Source organism: Pseudomonas mandelii (assembly GCF_900106065.1).
In the GTDB taxonomy this organism is placed as follows: domain Bacteria; phylum Pseudomonadota; class Gammaproteobacteria; order Pseudomonadales; family Pseudomonadaceae; genus Aquipseudomonas; species Aquipseudomonas mandelii.
Genome location: NZ_LT629796.1, coordinates 1,566,115 through 1,584,719, shown reverse-complemented (window position 1 = coordinate 1,584,719; position 18,605 = coordinate 1,566,115). Strand labels below are relative to the sequence as shown.

Here is an 18,605-nt window from a genome sequence, read left to right as displayed (position 1 = left end):
TCACTCCTTGTCTGACCGTTTTTGAACGGCAGGCTACAACCCGTAAGGAGCATTCATGCGTCATTACGAAATCATCTTTTTGGTCCACCCGGATCAAAGCGAGCAAGTCGGCGGCATGGTTGAGCGTTACACCAAGCTGATCGAAGAAGACGGCGGCAAAATCCACCGTCTGGAAGATTGGGGCCGTCGTCAACTGGCCTACGCAATCAACAATGTTCACAAGGCTCACTACGTGATGCTGAACGTTGAGTGCACTGGCAAGGCCCTGGCCGAGCTGGAAGACAACTTCCGCTACAACGATGCAGTGATCCGTAACCTGGTCATCCGTCGCGAAGAAGCCGTTACCGGCCAATCCGAGATGCTCAAGGCTGAAGAAAACCGCAGTGAGCGCCGTGAGCGTCGCGACCGTCCTGAGCACGAAGGCGCTGAAAGCGCTGATAGTGATGACAGCGACAACAGCGATAACGCTGACGAGTAATCCACGGACCTTTTAAGGAGCCTATCAAATGGCACGTTTCTTCCGTCGTCGTAAATTCTGCCGCTTCACCGCTGAAGACGTGAAAGAGATCGATTACAAAGATCTCAACACTCTGAAAGCCTACGTATCCGAGACCGGCAAAATCGTTCCAAGCCGCATCACCGGTACCAAAGCTCGTTATCAGCGTCAGCTGGCCACCGCTATCAAGCGCGCCCGCTTCCTGGCCCTGCTGGCCTACACCGACAGCCACGGCCGCTGAGACCGGGCAGTCGACACGTAGCAAAGGATTGAATGCATGCGCGCCTTAGCTGAGTTCATCATGCGCGGCCGTATGCAGGCCACTCTGGTAGTGGCTGGATGCGCAATACTGCCGTTGTTGTATTGGTTGGGTGCTGCCGCCGGATGCCTTGTGCTCCTGCGGCGCGGATTGAAGGACGCCATTGGCGTACTTGCTCTGGGGCTGCTGCCGGCGTTGATCTGGTGGCTTTACTCCGATGACCCACGGGCACTTCTGGTGCTGCTGGGGTCTTCGAGCCTTGCGTTGGTTTTGCGCGCAAGCGAGTCCTGGAACCGCGTGCTGCTGGTCAGCATAGCGATGGGAGTGGTGTTTGCAGTGGTGCTGGGGACAGTTTTTGCTCCCCAAATCGAGATGCTGGCGCAGGCTTTGATAAAAGTCATGCCGTCGCTACTCGGTGATGTCTACCAGAAGTTGTCGGTAGACGAGCAAGCGCATTTTGCGTCCCTGATTGCACCGGTCCTGACCGGCCTGATTGCGGCCTTGTTGCAAATCGTCAGTGTGCTGAGCCTGATTGTCGGGCGCTACTGGCAGGCGTTGTTGTACAACCCGGGTGGTTTTGGTCGCGAGTTTCGCGCTATCCGATTCCCGCTTTTACCAGCGATGTTGCTGCTGGCGTTCATGCTTCTGGGACCGAACATCGGTCCACAGATGGCCATGTTGACGCCGTTGTGCAGCGTACCGCTGGTGTTCGCCGGGCTGGCCCTGATTCACGGGCTGGTGGCGCAAAAGCGACTGGCCAGGTTCTGGCTGGTGGGGTTGTACGTCACGCTGTTGCTGTTCATGCAGCTGATCTATCCGTTGCTGGTGGTCTTGGCCATCGTCGACAGCCTGATTGATTTTCGCGGTCGTTCGACGCCGAAAGACGTCGATAGCGCGAACGGTGAAGGTTAAAAGTTAAGAGGATTTTCACATGCAACTGATCCTTCTGGAAAAAGTCACCAACCTGGGCAACCTGGGTGACAAAGTAAACGTTAAGGCTGGTTACGGTCGTAACTACCTGCTGCCTTACGGCAAAGCTACCGCTGCGACCGCTGCCAACCTGGCTGCGTTCGAAGAGCGTCGCGCTGAGCTGGAAAAAGCCGCAGCAGACCGTAAAACTTCGGCTGAAAGCCGTGCCGCCCAACTGGCTGAGCTGGAAGTGACTATCACTGCCACCGCTGGTGACGAAGGCAAGCTGTTCGGTTCGATCGGTACTCACGACATCGCTGATGCACTGACCGCCTCTGGCGTTGAAGTGGCAAAAAGCGAAGTTCGTCTGCCGAACGGCACCATCCGCAACGTAGGCGAATTCGACGTAGCCGTGCACCTGCACGCCGAAGTTGAAGCCACCGTACGCGTTGTCGTGGTAGCAGCTTAAGCAGCACTTGTCGGCTGGCACCCTCGGGTGCTTGCCGGTAACATCGGGCACGATCCTGTTTACAGGTCGTGCCCTTTGTCTTTCTGAAACCCCCAATTTCTAGTGGCCATGAACGATATCTCCGCTCCCGAGCAATACGATCTGCAAACCGCTGCCCTGAAGGTGCCGCCGCATTCCATCGAGGCCGAACAGGCCGTGCTCGGTGGTTTGATGCTGGACAACAACGCCTGGGAACGCGTGTTGGATCAAGTGTCGGACGGCGATTTCTATCGGCATGACCACCGTTTGATCTTCCGCGCGATCGCCAAGCTCGCCGACCAGAACTCCCCCATCGACGTCGTGACCCTTGCCGAGCAATTGGACAAGGAAGGTCAGACCTCGCAGGTCGGTGGTCTCGGTTACCTGGGGGAGCTGGCGAAAAACACGCCGTCCGTCGCCAACATCAAGGCTTATGCCCAGATTGTTCGTGCGCGGGCAACCTTGCGCCAACTGATCGGCATTGCCTCCGAAATTGCCGACAGTGCCTTCAACCCGGAAGGCCGTACCGCTGAAGAGATTCTCGACGAAGCCGAGCGCCAGATCTTCCAGATCGCTGAGGCCCGGCCAAAGACCGGCGGCCCGGTGAGTGTGAATGACCTGTTGACCAAGGCTATCGACCGCATCGACACCTTGTTCAACACCGACAACGCCATTACCGGCCTGTCCACCGGTTACACCGACCTCGACGGAATGACCAGTGGCTTGCAACCGTCTGACCTGATCATCGTCGCCGGCCGTCCATCCATGGGTAAAACCACCTTTGCGATGAACCTGGTGGAAAACGCCGTATTGCGCAGCGACAAGTGCGTACTGGTGTACTCGCTCGAGATGCCAGGCGAATCGCTGATCATGCGTATGCTGTCGTCCCTCGGCCGTATCGACCAGACCAAGGTTCGTGCCGGTCGCCTGGACGACGACGATTGGCCGCGCCTGACCTCGGCGGTCAACCTGCTCAACGATCGCAAACTGTTCATCGACGATACGGCCGGCATCAGCCCGTCGGAAATGCGTGCGCGGACCCGACGCCTGGTGCGTGAGCACGGCGACATCGCCCTGATCATGATCGACTACCTGCAATTGATGCAGATCCCGGGTTCGGGCGGTGACAACCGGACCAACGAGATTTCCGAGATCTCCCGTTCCTTGAAGGCCCTGGCCAAGGAATTCAACTGCCCGGTGGTGGCGTTGTCCCAGCTCAACCGCTCCCTGGAGCAGCGACCGAACAAACGGCCGATCAACTCCGACCTCCGGGAATCCGGAGCGATCGAGCAGGATGCGGACGTGATCATGTTCGTTTACCGGGACGAGGTGTACCACCCGGAAACCGAGCACAAAGGCATCGCCGAGATCATCATCGGCAAGCAGCGGAACGGCCCGATCGGCACGTCGCGGCTGGCGTTCATCGGCAAGTACACCCGCTTCGAAAACCTTGCACCGGGCAGCTACAACTTCGACGACGAGTAACGCCCAGGCAGGACGCTTGCCTGTGGCGAGGGAGCTTGCTCCCGCTCGGCTGCGCAGCAGTCGCAAAGCTGAGGAATGCGGTCCGTCTGGAAAAATTCGGTCGAAGGTTTTGGGGCCGCTTCGCTGCCCAGCGGGAGCTAGCTCCCTCGCCACAAGGGTTGCGCCTGGCCTCTGGATCTTTGCGCGAAACGGGCGCCGCAATTTCCGACTATAGCCGTCGGAATTGGTTGTTTTTTGTGCTATATTCCGCGCCCGCGATTTTTCATCTCAACACCGGTCATCGTCATGCAAACAGCCAAGCCGTTATTTGACTATCCCAAGTACTGGGCCGAATGTTTCGGCCCGGCGCCATTCCTGCCGATGAGCAGGGAGGAGATGGATCAGCTTGGCTGGGATTCCTGCGACATCATCATCGTCACCGGTGATGCGTACGTTGACCATCCGTCGTTCGGCATGGCAATCATCGGCCGGCTGCTGGAGTCGCAAGGCTTCCGCGTCGGGATCATTGCCCAGCCAAACTGGCAGTCCAAAGACGACTTCATGAAGCTCGGCGAGCCGAACCTGTTCTTCGGTGTCGCGGCCGGCAACATGGATTCGATGATCAACCGCTACACCGCCGACAAGAAAATCCGTTCCGATGACGCCTACACCCCGGGTGGCCTGGCGGGCAAACGTCCGGACCGCGCGAGCCTGGTTTACAGCCAGCGCTGCAAGGAAGCCTACAAGAATGTACCGATCGTGCTCGGCGGCATCGAAGCTTCCCTGCGTCGCATCGCCCACTACGATTACTGGCAGGACCGGGTGCGCAACTCGATCCTGATCGACGCCTGCGCCGACATCCTGCTCTACGGCAACGCCGAGCGTGCGATCGTCGAAGTCGCCCAGCGTCTGTCCTTCGGTCACAAGATCGAAGACATCACCGACGTGCGCGGCACCGCGTTCATCCGTCGTGACACGCCGAAAGACTGGTACGAAGTCGATTCCACGCGCATCGACCGTCCGGGCAAGGTCGACAAGATCATCAACCCGTACGTGAACACCCAGGACACCCAGGCCTGCGCGATCGAGCAGGAAAAAGGCCCGGTTGAAGACCCGAGCGAAGCCAAGGTCGTGCAGATCCTGGCCAGCCCGAAAATGACCCGTGACAAAACCGTGATTCGTTTGCCTTCGGTCGAGAAAGTCCGTGGCGATGCGGTTCTGTACGCTCACGCCAACCGCGTGCTTCACCTGGAAACCAACCCGGGCAACGCCCGCGCCCTGGTGCAGAAGCATGGCGAAGTCGACGTCTGGTTCAACCCGCCGCCGATTCCGATGACCACTGAAGAAATGGACTACGTGTTCGGCATGCCTTACGCACGGGTTCCGCACCCGGCGTATGGCAAGGAAAAAATTCCTGCCTACGACATGATTCGCTTCTCGGTGAACATCATGCGTGGCTGCTTCGGTGGCTGCACCTTCTGCTCCATCACCGAGCACGAAGGTCGGATCATCCAGAACCGTTCCGAAGAGTCGATCATTCGCGAAATCGAAGAGATCCGCGACAAGGTTCCAGGCTTCACCGGCGTGATTTCCGACCTCGGTGGCCCGACTGCGAACATGTACCGCATCGCCTGCAAGAGCCCGGAAATCGAATCCGCGTGCCGCAAGCCGTCGTGCGTGTTCCCGGGCATCTGCCCCAACCTGAACACCGATCACTCATCGCTGATTCAGCTGTACCGCAGCGCCCGTGCCTTGCCGGGTGTGAAGAAGATCCTGATCGCGTCCGGCCTGCGCTACGACCTCGCGGTCGAGTCGCCGGAATACGTCAAAGAGCTGGTGACTCACCACGTCGGTGGTTACCTGAAGATCGCCCCGGAACACACCGAGGAAGGTCCGCTCAACCAGATGATGAAACCGGGCATCGGCAGCTATGACAAGTTCAAGCGCATGTTCGAGAAGTACTCCAAGGAAGCCGGGAAAGAGCAGTACCTGATTCCGTACTTCATCGCCGCCCACCCGGGCACCACCGACGAAGACATGATGAACCTGGCCTTGTGGCTCAAGGGCAACGGCTTCCGCGCCGACCAGGTGCAGGCGTTCTACCCGTCGCCGATGGCCACTGCCACCGCGATGTACCATTCGGGCAAGAACCCGCTGCGCAAGGTCACTTACAAGAGCGACGCCGTGACCATCGTCAAGAGTGAAGAGCAGCGTCGCCTGCACAAGGCGTTCTTGCGTTATCACGACCCGAAAGGCTGGCCGATGCTGCGTGAAGCGTTGACCCGCATGGGCCGCGCCGACCTGATCGGGCCGGGCAAGAACCAGTTGATCCCGCTGCATCAGCCGGCGACCGACAGCTACCAGAGCGCCCGTCGCAAGAACTCGACGCCGGCCGGCAGTCACAAGGTTGCAGGGGAAAAAACCACCAAGATCCTGACCCAGCACACCGGCCTGCCACCGCGTGCCAGCGATGGCGGCAATCCGTGGGACAAGCGTGAACAGGCCAAGGCGGCGGCATTCGCCCGCAACCAACAGGCGGCCAAAGATCGCAAGGACGCGGCCAAAGGCAAGGGACCGAAGCCTGCGCGCAAGCCGGTAGTGCCGCGCTAAACGCTGACCGCTGATAACAGAACGCCAACCTTCGGGTTGGCGTTTTTTATTGTCTGCTGATCGTTCCCGCGCTCTGCGTGGTAATGCCTCAAGGGACGCTCCGCGTCCAGTGACGCGGAGCGTCACGGACTGCATTCCTACGCAGAGCGTGGGAACGATCGTAGGTATCTCGCCACATTTGCGTGCAATCCTCTCAAACCAATTTCCCGCATCGCCCGATTTTGGTGCTGTACTGCCTCAAGCAATCGAAGAAAGCGCCAGCGCTGCTGGATGGCATAAGTCTTGCGCGCTTTCCCAATACGCTTAAGGCTCGCAGGAGGCACGCCGTGTCGATTCATGTCGCATTGCACCACGTCACGCATTACCGCTACGACCGCGCCGTCGAGCTCGGTCCGCAGATCGTTCGCCTGCGCCCGGCCGCCCACAGTCGCACGCGGATTCTGTCCTATGCGCTGAAAGTTTCCCCCGAGCAGCATTTCATCAACTGGCAGCAGGACCCCCAGGGCAATTACCTGGCGCGGTTGGTGTTCCCGGAGAAAACCGCTGAGCTGCGCATCGAGGTCGATCTGCTGGCGGAGATGGCGGTGTTCAATCCGTTCGACTTCTTCCTTGAGCCCTACGCGGAAAAGATCCCGTTCACCTACGCCTCGGATGAGCGCAAGGAACTGGCGCCGTACCTGGAAACTTTGCCCCTGACGCCGAAGTTCAAGGCCTATCTGGACGGCATCGACCGCACGCCGCTGCCGAGCGTCGACTTCCTCGTGGCGCTCAATCAGCGCCTGAGCGAAGACATCGGCTACCTGATCCGCATGGAGCCGGGGGTGCAAACCCCCGAGCACACCCTTGAACATGCGTCCGGTTCCTGCCGTGACTCGGCGTGGTTGCTGGTGCAGTTGCTGCGTAACCTCGGGCTGGCGGCGCGTTTCGTCTCTGGTTATCTGATCCAGCTGACCGCCGACGTCAAAAGCCTCGACGGTCCCTCGGGCACGGAAGTGGACTTCACCGACTTGCACGCCTGGTGCGAGGTCTATTTGCCTGGCGCCGGCTGGATCGGCCTGGACGCGACGTCAGGGCTGTTTGCCGGTGAAGGGCACATTCCGTTGGCGTGCAGCCCCGATCCGGGCTCTGCAGCACCGATCAGTGGCCTGGTGGAACCGTGCGAGTGCGAGTTCACCCACGAAATGTCCGTGGAGCGGATCTGGGAAGCGCCGCGAGTAACAAAGCCCTACACCGAAGATCAGTGGTTGGCGATCCAGGCGCTGGGGCGGCAGATCGATGCCGACCTGCTGGAGGGTGACGTGCGCCTGACCATGGGCGGCGAGCCGACGTTTGTTTCCATTGACGATCCGGACGGCGCCGAGTGGAACACCGCCGCACTTGGCCCGGACAAGCGTCGGCTGTCCGCCGAGCTGTTCCAGCGCATGCGCAAACACTACGCGCCCAAAGGCCTGGTGCATTTCGGTCAGGGCAAGTGGTATCCCGGCGAACAACTGCCACGCTGGTCGCTGAACTGCTACTGGCGGCGCGATGGCGTGCCGATCTGGCACAACAGCGCACTGATTGCCGATGAGCAGGAAGACTACGGCGCCGATGGCGAACTGGCCGGGCGTTTTCTGTCGAGTGTCGCCGAACGCCTGAAAATTCCGACACGCTTTGTTTTCCCCGCCTACGAAGACAATTTCTATTACCTCTGGCGCGAAGGCACGTTGCCGCTGAACGTCAGCGCCGAAGACTCGCGTCTTGAAGAACCGCTGGAGCGGGCCCGCCTGCGTAAAGTCTTCAGCCAGGGCCTGGACAAGGTGATCGGTCAGGTCCTGCCGCTGGCGCGCACCGCCAAGGGTGATCAATGGCAGAGCGGTCGCTGGTACCTGCGTGACGAGCACTGCCGACTGGTGCCCGGTGATTCACCGCTGGGCTATCGGCTTCCGTTAGGCTCGCAGCCATGGGTAAAAGCGGCGGAGTATCCGTTCATCCATCCTAACGATCCGAATCAGGCATTCCCCTCGCTACCAGACACTCAGCAGTTGAACAGTCCGGGAGCACCGGCCGAACCGGTCGAGCGGGAACTGAAAGTCGATGAATCCGCCGACTGGCTGACCCGCACCGCATTCTGCGCCGAGGCACGGGAAGGTCGGTTGTACCTGTTCATGCCGCCGCTGGAGCGGGTCGAGGATTATCTGGAACTGGTCACCGCGATCGAGGCCACGGCGCAGGAACTGCATTGCCCGGTGCTGCTGGAAGGCTACGAGCCGCCGAGCGATCCGCGCTTGAGCAACTTCCGTATCACCCCTGACCCGGGCGTGATTGAGGTCAATGTGCAGCCGTCCGCCACGTGGGATGAGCTGGTCGAGCGCACCGAGTTCCTCTACGAAGAAGCGCGCCAGACCCGACTGACCACCGAGAAATTCATGATCGACGGCCGGCACACCGGCACCGGCGGCGGCAACCATTTCGTCCTGGGTGGTGCGACGCCGGCTGACTCACCGTTTCTGCGCCGTCCCGACCTGCTGCGCAGCCTGATCAGTTACTGGCATAACCACCCGTCCTTGTCCTACCTGTTTTCCGGCTTGTTCATCGGCCCGACGTCCCAGGCGCCGCGTGTCGATGAAGCACGCAACGATGCCTTGTACGAACTGGAAATCGCCTTCGCCCAGATGCCGGAGCCGGGCGAGGAGTGTGCGCCGTGGCTGGTCGACCGGTTGCTGCGCAACTTGCTGATCGACGTGACCGGCAATACGCACCGCGCCGAGTTCTGCATCGACAAGCTCTATTCGCCGGATGGCGCGACGGGTCGGCTTGGATTGCTTGAGTTGCGCGCCTTTGAAATGCCACCGCATGCGCGCATGAGCCTGGCGCAACAGTTGCTGCTGCGGGCGCTGGTGGCGCGGTTCTGGCGCGAGCCGTATGCGCCGCCGAAACTGGCGCGCTGGGGCACTGAGCTGCATGACCGGTTCCTGCTACCGCACTTTATCGAGCAGGATTTCGCCGATGTGATCGTCGATCTCAATGCCGCCGGTTATCCCGTGCGCGCAGAGTGGTTCGCCGCGCATCTGGAATTTCGTTTTCCCAAGGTTGGCGATTACGCGGTCAGTGGCATCGAACTGGAAGTGCGTCAGGCGCTGGAGCCTTGGCATGTACTGGGTGAGGAGGGCGCGGTCGGCGGCACGGTGCGCTACGTGGATTCGTCGCTGGAACGCTTGCAGGTGAAGCTCACCGGTCTGGCACCGCAGCGTTATTTGCTGACGTGCAATGGCGTTCCTGTGCCGTTGCAGCCGACCGGCCGCGTCGGCGAGTTCGTTGCCGGCGTGCGTTTCCGCGCCTGGCAACCGGCCAACTGTCTGCAACCGACCATCCCGGTCCACGCGCCGTTGGTGTTCGACCTGCTCGACACCTGGATGCAGCGTTCGCTGGGGGGCTGTCAATACCACGTCGCCCATCCGGGCGGGCGTAATTACGACAGCTTGCCGGTGAATGCCAATGAGGCCGAGAGCCGACGGATGGCGCGTTTCTTCCGCATCGGACACAGCCCGGGGAAACTTCCGATACCGATTCTGGAAATTAATGACGAGCTGCCGATGACGCTCGATTTACGACGTTTCTAAACCGTACACGACGCTCGGATTTTTCGTCTATCCGGGCGTCATGAGCCTGCGTTAGTCTGAGCGTTCTTTGCTGTCTGCCGAGCTTTCCATGCCTGACCTGCTTGACCGCTACCCGCTGACGGCGGGCACTTATCACGAACTGCTCGACGACAGCGGCGCCGTGCGCCCGCACTGGCGCCGGTTGTTCGACCAATTGCAACGCAGCACACCAGCGCAATTGGTGCAGCGTCAGGCTTTGTTGACCCGGCAGATCCAGGAAAACGGCGTGACCTACAACGTCTACGCCGACCCCAAGGGCGCGGATCGGCCGTGGGAGCTTGACCTGCTGCCGCATGTGATTGCGGCAGATGAGTGGCAGCAGTTATCGGCCGGGATTGCCCAGCGAGCTCGGCTGTTGAACGCCGTGCTGGCAGACCTTTACGGCCCGCAGCGATTGATTGCCGAAGGGCTGCTGCCGGCGGAACTGGTATTCGGTCACAACAATTTCCTCTGGCCCTGTCAGGGCATTACGCCGCCGGACGGGGCTTTTCTGCATTTGTACGCCGTGGATCTGGCGCGCACGCCGGACGGTCGTTGGTGGGTGACGGCGGACCGGACTCAAGCGCCTTCCGGTGCCGGTTATGCGCTGGAAAACCGCACCATCGTTTCCCGAGCCTTTCCCGAGTTGTATCGCGACCTGAAGGTGCAGCACCTGGCCGGGTTCTTCCGCACGCTCCAGGAAACCCTCGTCCGCCAGGCGCCAAACGATGAAGACGCGCCACTGATCGTGCTGCTGACGCCGGGACGTTTCAACGAAAGCTATTTCGAACATCTCTATCTGGCGCGCCAGCTCGGTTATCCACTGGTGGAAGGCGGCGACCTCACGGTGCGCGATGCCACGGTCTACCTGAAGACCCTCAGTGGCCTGCGTCGGGTTCACGCGATCATGCGTCGGCTCGACGATGACTTCTGCGATCCGCTGGAACTGCGTACCGACTCGGCACTCGGTGTGCCGGGCTTGCTCGAAGCCGTGCGGCAGGGGCGCGTGCTGGTGGCCAATGCCCTCGGCAGCGGAGTACTCGAGTCGCCGGGGTTGCTCGGCTTTTTGCCGAAGATCAATCAATTCCTGTTCGGCGAAGAACTGATCCTTCCGTCCATTGCGACGTGGTGGTGTGGCGAAGCGCCGGTGCTGGCCCAGGCGCTGGAGAAACTGCCGGAGTTGCTGATCAAACCCGCCTTCCCGTCGCAAAGCTTCGCCCCTGTATTTGGCCGCGATTTGAGTGAAAAACAGCGTCAAGCCTTGGCTGAGCGCATGCAGGCGCGGCCTTATGCGTATGTTGCGCAAGAGCTGGCGCAATTGTCCCAGGCACCGATCTGGCAGGCCGAAGACGGTCAGCTGCAACCGCGAGCCATTGGGATGCGTATGTATGCGGTGGCCAGTCAAGACGGTTATCGGGTGTTGCCGGGCGGATTGACCCGGGTGGCCGCCGAAGCGGATGCGGAAGTGGTGTCGATGCAGCGCGGCGGTGCGAGTAAGGACACCTGGGTATTGGGGGATCGTCCGCCGAGCGGCGAGCAATGGAAAACCCAGCGCACGATCGGTGTGCATGATCTGGTTCGGCGCGATCCGTACCTGCCGTCGCGGGTGGTCGAGAACCTGTTCTGGTTTGGCCGCTATTGCGAACGCTGTGATGACAGCGCGCGATTGCTGCGGATCATGCTGGCGCGCTACGTCGATGGCGATGACCCGCAGGCCCTGGAAGCGGCGGTCGACCTCGGCGAGCGTCTCAATCTGTTGCCAGACGAAGGTGAGTTGCCCGAGCGGTTGTTGGCGGCGTTACTCGGCGATGATTGGCCCTTCAGCCTGCGCTCCAATTTGCAGCGCTTGCAGTGGGCCGCCTCGCAAGTGCGCGGCAAGCTCTCGCGGGAAAACTGGCAGGCGCTGGTGGAATTGCAGCGCGAAGCCATGGAGCTGGAAACCGAAGAGCCGGATTTCGGTGAGTTACTGGATTTCCTCAACCGGCTGGTGATGTCCCTGGCGGCACTGTCCGGTTTTGCCCTGGACGACATGACCCGGGATGAAGGCTGGCGTTTTCTGATGATCGGTCGGCGGATCGAGCGTCTGCAATTTCTCAGCGCCAGCCTGGCGGCGTTTCTGCGCGGTGCCGGTGCCTTCGATCAGGCTGGGCTGGAATGGCTGCTGGAACTGGGCAACAGCAGCATCACATACCGCTCGCGGTACCTGGCGGTGGCGCAGTTGATTCCGGTGCTCGATCTTTTGCTACTCGACGAGCAAAACCCTCATGCGGTGCTGTTCCAGTTAAAACTGGTGACCCGCACCCTGAAACGCTTGAACGATGATTTTGGCGTGCCTCGCGAAGCCGGTCTGCCGCAACTGGTGGAGCGCCTGGCGCGGTTCGATCTGGGCTGTCTGGAGAACTCGCTGTTCGGCGAAGCCAGCGTTCGCGCCGCCATCAACGGTCTGGCCGATTTGCTGCAAGAGATCGCCGATGCCAGCGGGCAAGTGTCGGATCGTCTGGCCTTGCGCCATTTCGCCCATGTCGATGATGTCAGCCAGCGCACGGTGTCCGTCTGATGAGCGCCCGTTACCAGATTCTCCACGACACCCATTATCACTACGACAGCCCGGTGTCCCTGGCCCAGCAACTCGCGCACCTGTGGCCACGTGTCTGTGCCTGGCAGCGTTGCTCTGAACAACACTTGCAGATCAGTCCCGACCCGACCTCGCGCCGGGATGAGCTGGATGTATTTGGCAATCCGCTCACCCGGTTGGCGTTTGAGCGGCCGCATGATGAATTGCTGGTCAACGCCCGGCTTACGGTCGAGGTGCTGGCCCGGCCAACGCTGGATTTCAATCAATCCCCCGCGTGGGAAGAAACCCGCAATGCGCTGACCTATAGCAGTCAGCCGCTTTCTACAGATTTACTGGAAGCGTGCCGTTACCGGTTTGAATCGCCCTATGTGCATCTGAAGCGCAACTTTGTCGAATTCTCGGAAAGCTGTTTTCCACCGGGACAGCCTTTGTTGCTGGGCGTCCAGGCGTTGATGGAGAAGATTTTCAGCGAATTCACCTTCGACGCCGAGGCGACTCAAGTGGCAACGCCGCTGGTGGAGGTGCTGGAGCGTCGGCGCGGGGTCTGTCAGGACTTCGCGCACCTGATGCTCGCTTGCGTGCGTTCCCGTGGACTGGCGGCGCGTTACATCAGCGGCTACCTGCTGACCCAGCCACCGCCCGGCCAGCCACGACTGATCGGTGCCGATGCCTCGCATGCCTGGGTTTCGGTGTTTTGCCCGGTGCTGGGCTGGGTGGATTTTGATCCGACCAACAATGTGCAACCGGCGCTGGAGCACATCACCCTGGCCTGGGGACGGGATTTTTCCGATGTGTCGCCGTTGCGTGGGGTGATTCTGGGGGGCGGCAATCACGACCCCGAGGTCCGCGTCACCGTGATGCCCCTGGACTAACAAAATCCCCTGTAGGAGCGGTGTAAGTCAGTTCGGGATGGGGTGTTTCAGGTTGGCCTGTGAGGGTCAGCAAGGAACTGCTGACCCTGGACACAGATCCGGTGGGCCTGATCAGATCATCGGGCCCTGAGGGTCTCAGGCGTCGGGCGCCTGATCTTTCGGTGCTTCAGTTTCGTCTGTAGCCACTTCGCCTTCGGCATCCGGGTTCAGTGCTGCTGCTTCTTCTTCAGCTGTAGCTTTCTTGCGCTGAAGCTTTTCCTCTTTCTTCTGCTCCTTGGCCAAGTCTCTCTGACGTTTGGCGAAGGAATAATTAGGTTTAGCCATGGGCGATCCTCTGGGGTCGAAGGTGAGGTTGAGCGGCGCATATTCTGCCCTGTATCGGGACCGAGCCGTTAGCTGGGTTTTTGCTCTGTCCATTTGGGCACCACTGTCGGCTGCCAAGCGTCCAGCGCATCGATCAGGGTTTGCGGCGATTCGCTCACTTGCAGCATGTCACGGTGCGCTTCGCGAACGAAGCCTTCGCCGACGATATGATCAAGAAAACCGGTCAATTTGCTATAGAAACCGTTCACTTCCAGCAACCCGAGCGGTTTGCCATGGTAGCCGAGCTGGCCCCAGGTCCAGACTTCGAACAATTCTTCCAGGGTGCCCAGGCCTCCGGGCAGCGCGATGAAGGCATCGCTGAGCTCGGCCATTCGCGCCTTGCGCGCATGCATGCCGTCGACCACTTCCAGACGAGTCAGGCCGCTGTGGCCGATTTCCTTGTCTTTGAGGCTTTGCGGAATGATTCCGATCACTTCGCCGCCGGCCGCCAGTGCCGCATCGGCGACGATGCCCATCAGCCCGACGGCACCGCCGCCATAAACCAGGGTCAGCTTGCGCTCGGCCAGTGCTCGCCCGAGGGCGACAGCCGCTTCACGATAAGCCGGACTGGTGCCGGTGCTGGCACCGCAAAATACACAAACGGACGCTAAAGACATGCCTTACTCCACGGTCAGGATGGCCATAGAGTAAAGGCAGGCGGGCGGCGCTCCAAGGTCTAAACTTCGCGTTCAGGTGTTTCGTAGGTGCCGCTGGCGCCACAGGCATAAGCGGCGAGCAAACTGCGCAACAGGCTGTTAAAGGACATGACAGGCGCTCCAGATCAGGGATGACGGCCTGATGATAGGGCCGGGCCAGACGTCTGGCTGGTAGATTGTTTCGATAGGTGTCATAGCCCGAAAGTTGTATACAATTTTTGATTCAGGTCATAGGAACTTGCGCAGTTTTCAGGCAGTCTTCTGTCCATTCGCACTTTTGTTAACCCCTGCCTTGGAGATTCACCATGTTTGCCAAACTTGTTGCGGTATCCCTGCTGACACTGGCCAGCAGCCAACTGATGGCTGCTGAATGCAAGGCCACTGTCGACTCCACCGATCAAATGACCTTCAACACCAAGGCCATCGAAATCGACAAAAGCTGCAAGACGTTTACCGTAGAACTGACCCACTCCGGCAGCCTGCCGAAAAATGTCATGGGCCATAACCTGGTGATCAGTAAAGCGGCAGATATGCAGCCGATCGCTACCGATGGCCTGGCAGCCGGTATCGACAAAAACTATCTGAAAGACGGTGATGATCGCGTTATTGCTCATACCAAAATCATCGGAGCCGGAGAGAAGGATACGCTGACCATCGATGTATCGAAGCTGACAGCGGGCACCGATTACGGCTTCTTCTGCTCGTTCCCGGGCCACATCTCGATGATGAAAGGTACGGTTACCCTGAAGTAATCGATTCGAGTACATAAAAAAGCGTCCCGATTGGGACGCTTTTTTTGTGCCTGACGAAAGACCGAGTCATCGTTCATCGTCGGAACGCCGCCCGGAGCCGGTTCGCTCCCACAGGTACAGCGTTGTCCTTGTGGGAGCGAGCCTGCTCGCGATGGCGTCAGTACAGACGCCGCAGCTTCAAGGCGCGAACGGCATCACGCGCTTGTGATGGGTCTTTTTATACGTATCGCAAATAATCCTGAACGCTTCCTCACGCACCGGCTGGCCGTGCAAGAACGCGTCGATCTCGGCATAGGTCACGCCGTGGGACGCTTCGTCGGGTTTGCCCGGCGACAGGTCTTCAAGGTCGGCGGTCGGGATTTTTTCCACCAGCGATTCCGGCGCGCCGAAACTGCGGGCGATGTCTCGAACCTGGTTTTTCACCAGGCCACTCAACGGGGCCAGGTCGCAGGCGCCATCACCGAACTTGGTGAAGAAACCCATCACCGCTTCCGCTGCGTGGTCGGTACCGATGACCAGCCCGTGCGCCGCGCCGGCGATGGTGTACTGGGCGACCATGCGCATCCGCGCCTTGGTGTTGCCGAGCACGAAATCCACCGAGACCGCGTGCTTGCCCTCGAAGGCCGCCACTTCATTGGCCAGGGCTTTCACCGCCGGGCCGATGTTCACGGTGTGACGTTCGTCCGGGGCGATGAAATCCACCGAGGCCTGGGCATCGTGTTCATCGAACTGGGTTTCATAAGGCAGGCGCACGGCGATGAACTTGTAGCTTTTGTCGCTGGTTTGCTCGCGCAACTCACGCATGGCGCGTTGGGCCAGCAGGCCGGCGGTCAGCGAGTCGACGCCGCCGCTGATGCCGAGTACCAGGGTCTTGAGCCCGGAATTGACCAGGCAATCCTGAATGAAGCTGACCCGCCGGGCGACCTCGGCCTCAAGGGCTGCGTGGTCGGCGAATGGCGGCTGAACCTTGAGCTGCTCAGCAATCTCACGCTGTACGGCTTGCATGAATTCACTCCTTGCTAGTGGTGCCAGATGTGCTGGAAAGGGCGGCAGGTACTTTGAAAACGTGTCGCAAATAGGCGACGAAATTCGGGTCTTTGCAGTGAGTCTTGCCAGGCTCATCGGAAATCTTTGCCACGGGCTGGCCGTTGCAGGCCGCCATTTTAAGCACGATGCTCATCGGTTCGACACCCGGAATATCACACGTCAGGTTGGTGCCGATCCCAAAGCTGACATTAATCCGACCGCGCAACGCCCGAAATATTTCCAGGGATTTTGGCAGCGTCAGGCTGTCGGAGAACGTCAGGGTCTTGCTCATCGGGTCGATGCCCAGCTTTTGATAATGGGCGATCGCCTTTTCTGCCCAGATCACCGGATCGCCGGAGTCATGGCGCAGGCCGTCGAAGAGCTTGGCAAAGAACAGGTCGAAGTCGTTGAGAAAGGCATCCATGGTGATGCAGTCGGTCAGGGCAATCCCCAGCAGACCCCGATACTCGCGCACCCAGCAATCGAGGGCGGCAATCTGGCTGTCGATCAGTCGGGGACCGAGTTGCTGGTGCGCCATGATCCATTCGTGGGCCATGGTGCCCAAAGGTTTCATGTCCAGTTCCCGTGACAGATGCACGTTGCTGGTGCCGACGAAACGCCCGGGGAAATCGTGCTTGAGCACGTTCACCACTTCTTCCTGCACGCGGAACGAGAAACGACGGCGTGTGCCGAAATCGGCTACCTGCAGTTCGGACAATTCGTCGCTGCTGGCGTTGGCGGTCAACCAGTCGAACTTGCGGTAGAGCTGCTCGCGAGCCTGTTCCAGAACAATTTCGCGGTAGCGATAGCGGTTGCGCACTTCGCTGACGATGGAAAGCAGCGGTACTTCAAACAGAATCACATGCAACCACGGCCCGCGCAGGCGGATGAACAGCTCGCCGTTTTCGATACCCGTGTGGACGTAACGCAGGTTGAAGCGGAACAGCCCGAGAAAACGCAGGAAATCCGGCTTCATGAAGCTGATGCGTTCCATGAAGCTCAACTGGTCGGCGCTCAGGCTCAACTCGGCCAGGCGTTCGATCTGGAAGCGGATTTCTGCCAGATACGGGCGCAGATCCTCACTGTTACGGCAACGAAACTCCCATTCGACTTCCACGTTCGGGTAGTTGTGCAGCACCGCCTGCATCATCGTCAGTTTGTAGAAATCGGTGTCGAGCAGGTTCTGCACAATGCGATCGCCAAACACGCTCTCGCTCATAACGGGGTTCTCCAGGCGGGCCGCGGCCTGTGGTCGCGACGTTTCAGCTGTTTCTATGAATGGGGCTAGTGGCGCATATCAGAGGCAGTTATTGCCAGCGATTTTTTAGACAGTACATATCCTTGTGGCGAGGGAGCTTGCTCCTGCTGGGGTGCGAAGCGCCCCCAATACAGGACTGCTGCGCAGCCCAACGGGAGCAAGCTCCCTCGCCACAAGAATTAGCCGGGGCTTCAAATCTACGGCGCATCCGGGCTGTCGATCTGCTCGAGCATCCACTTCACAAAATCGCGCACCTTGGGCACTTCCGCCGAGTGCTCGGGATACGCCAGGTAATAGGCATCCGTGCTTGGCATCGCGTGTTTCCAGGGGATAACCAGTTTGCCGTCCGCCAACTCTTCTTCCACCAAAAACCTTGGCAACAGCGCCACGCCGCAGCCGACCTGGGCGGCGCGGATGCACATATAAAACGTTTCGAAGCGCGGGCCGTGGTAGCTGTGTTCAGTGTGGTAGCCCTGGCTGTCGAACCAATCGTGCCAGGCCTGGGGCCGCGAGGCGTTTTGCAGCAGGACGAGGTCGGCGAGCTGCGTAGGGTCGGTGAACGGCGTGTCCGGCAGGCTGCCCGGCGCGCAGACCGGCACCAGCTCCTCGCCAAACAGCTTCAGGCATTCGGTGCCGGGCCGCGAGCCTTGGCCGAAGTAGAACGCCAGGTCGCTGCGACCTTGCAGCAAATCGTCGGCTTCCTGCTCGCTGCACAGGTCCAGATGGATTGATGGATGGCGCAGGCGCCAGCCTTTCAGGCGTGGCACCAGCCAGCGCGCGCCGAAGGTCGGCGGCGTCGAAACCCGCAAGACTTCGGTTTCGCCGCCGTAGGAACGCAGGTAATGGGTCGACATCTCGACCTGGGTGAGGATTTTTCGTACTTCCACCAGGTACAAATCACCGGCCGGGGTCATTTGCAGGCGTCGGCGCACCCGGCGGAACAGCAAGTGCTGCAACAACTCTTCGAGTTGCGCAACCTGTTTGCTGACGGCGCTCTGGGTCAGGTTCAGCTCTTCGGCGGCCCGGGTGAAGCTCAAATGCCGGGTCACGGCCTCGAAACACTGCAGTGCGGTGATCGACGGCAAATAGCGTTTATTCAGCATGGACGGTCCTTTTTCTTGTTTCTTTTACTGCCAGCAATTCAAAGCATGAATAAACGGAATGATATCTCTCTTAAAGGTCGTTTGTTGGGTAACCTCCGGGGAGCTAAAACTACAGGTCTGATCAGCCGTGAATGTCCGGCTGTACGTTTTCTGTT

General features: G+C 60.0%; 15 protein-coding genes. 10 read left to right on the top strand and 5 right to left on the bottom strand.

Annotated features, from left to right (window positions below; all coding sequences use genetic code 11):
* Positions 1–55 precede the first annotated feature (55 nt).
* The 9 genes from rpsF (at position 56) to BLU63_RS07145 (ending at position 13,292) form a co-directional block, all read left to right on the top strand.
* Positions 56–478, top strand: coding sequence for a 30S ribosomal protein S6 (gene rpsF / locus BLU63_RS07185; RefSeq protein WP_003217491.1), 423 nt, complete (start codon positions 56–58; stop codon positions 476–478).
* A 28-nt stretch (positions 479–506) separates the two neighbouring features.
* Complete coding sequence (gene rpsR / locus BLU63_RS07180) at positions 507–737, top strand: 30S ribosomal protein S18 (RefSeq protein WP_002551829.1); 231 nt, start codon at positions 507–509, stop codon at positions 735–737.
* Between the two features lie 36 nt (positions 738–773).
* Positions 774–1,667, top strand: a complete 894-nt coding sequence (locus tag BLU63_RS07175) for a YybS family protein (protein WP_010464187.1) — start codon at positions 774–776, stop codon at positions 1,665–1,667.
* A 19-nt stretch (positions 1,668–1,686) separates the two neighbouring features.
* The gene (rplI, locus tag BLU63_RS07170; RefSeq protein WP_003197251.1) at positions 1,687–2,133 is read left to right on the top strand and encodes a 50S ribosomal protein L9; all 447 of its coding nucleotides are present in this window, start codon (positions 1,687–1,689) and stop codon (positions 2,131–2,133) included.
* A 108-nt stretch (positions 2,134–2,241) separates the two neighbouring features.
* Positions 2,242–3,636, top strand: coding sequence for a replicative DNA helicase (gene dnaB, locus BLU63_RS07165; protein WP_010464182.1), 1,395 nt, complete (start codon positions 2,242–2,244; stop codon positions 3,634–3,636).
* Between the two features lie 285 nt (positions 3,637–3,921).
* Complete coding sequence (locus tag BLU63_RS07160; RefSeq protein ID WP_077748929.1) at positions 3,922–6,225, top strand: YgiQ family radical SAM protein; 2,304 nt, start codon at positions 3,922–3,924, stop codon at positions 6,223–6,225.
* Positions 6,226–6,551: 326 nt separating this feature from the next.
* Positions 6,552–9,827, top strand: a complete 3,276-nt coding sequence (locus BLU63_RS07155; RefSeq protein ID WP_083375173.1) for a transglutaminase family protein — start codon at positions 6,552–6,554, stop codon at positions 9,825–9,827.
* 88 nt (positions 9,828–9,915) lie between these two features.
* Positions 9,916–12,402 carry a circularly permuted type 2 ATP-grasp protein gene (locus BLU63_RS07150; RefSeq protein ID WP_010464173.1) on the top strand — a complete coding sequence of 829 codons (2,487 nt, stop codon included), beginning with the start codon at positions 9,916–9,918 and terminating at the stop codon, positions 12,400–12,402.
* Positions 12,402–13,292: a transglutaminase family protein gene (locus tag BLU63_RS07145; RefSeq protein ID WP_083375172.1), complete on the top strand. Its 891-nt coding sequence runs from the start codon at positions 12,402–12,404 to the stop codon at positions 13,290–13,292. Before BLU63_RS07150 ends, BLU63_RS07145 begins: the two co-directional genes overlap by 1 nt.
* A gap of 135 nt (positions 13,293–13,427) precedes the next feature.
* Here the strand turns inward: BLU63_RS07145 and BLU63_RS07140 are convergent, their stop codons facing one another.
* Entirely contained in the window at positions 13,428–13,616 is a 189-nt protein-coding gene (locus BLU63_RS07140) for a hypothetical protein (protein ID WP_007947526.1), read from the bottom strand.
* 68 nt (positions 13,617–13,684) lie between these two features.
* Entirely contained in the window at positions 13,685–14,272 is a 588-nt protein-coding gene (locus tag BLU63_RS07135; protein WP_010464168.1) for an LOG family protein, read from the bottom strand.
* A gap of 344 nt (positions 14,273–14,616) precedes the next feature.
* On the opposite strand from BLU63_RS07135, the gene azu reads away from it, so the two are divergent.
* Positions 14,617–15,063: an azurin gene (azu, locus tag BLU63_RS07130; protein ID WP_027921968.1), complete on the top strand. Its 447-nt coding sequence runs from the start codon at positions 14,617–14,619 to the stop codon at positions 15,061–15,063.
* Between the two features lie 177 nt (positions 15,064–15,240).
* On the opposite strand, the gene nadE is transcribed toward azu, so the two are convergent.
* The 3 genes from nadE to BLU63_RS07115 form a co-directional block, all read right to left on the bottom strand.
* A complete protein-coding gene (gene nadE / locus BLU63_RS07125) occupies positions 15,241–16,068 on the bottom strand; it encodes an ammonia-dependent NAD(+) synthetase (RefSeq protein ID WP_010464159.1) in 828 nt (275 codons plus the stop codon).
* 4 nt (positions 16,069–16,072) lie between these two features.
* Positions 16,073–17,308, bottom strand: coding sequence for a nicotinate phosphoribosyltransferase (pncB, locus tag BLU63_RS07120; RefSeq protein ID WP_010464157.1), 1,236 nt, complete (start codon positions 17,306–17,308; stop codon positions 16,073–16,075).
* A 236-nt stretch (positions 17,309–17,544) separates the two neighbouring features.
* Positions 17,545–18,450, bottom strand: a complete 906-nt coding sequence (locus tag BLU63_RS07115; RefSeq protein WP_083375171.1) for a LysR family transcriptional regulator — start codon at positions 18,448–18,450, stop codon at positions 17,545–17,547.
* Positions 18,451–18,605 lie beyond the last annotated feature (155 nt).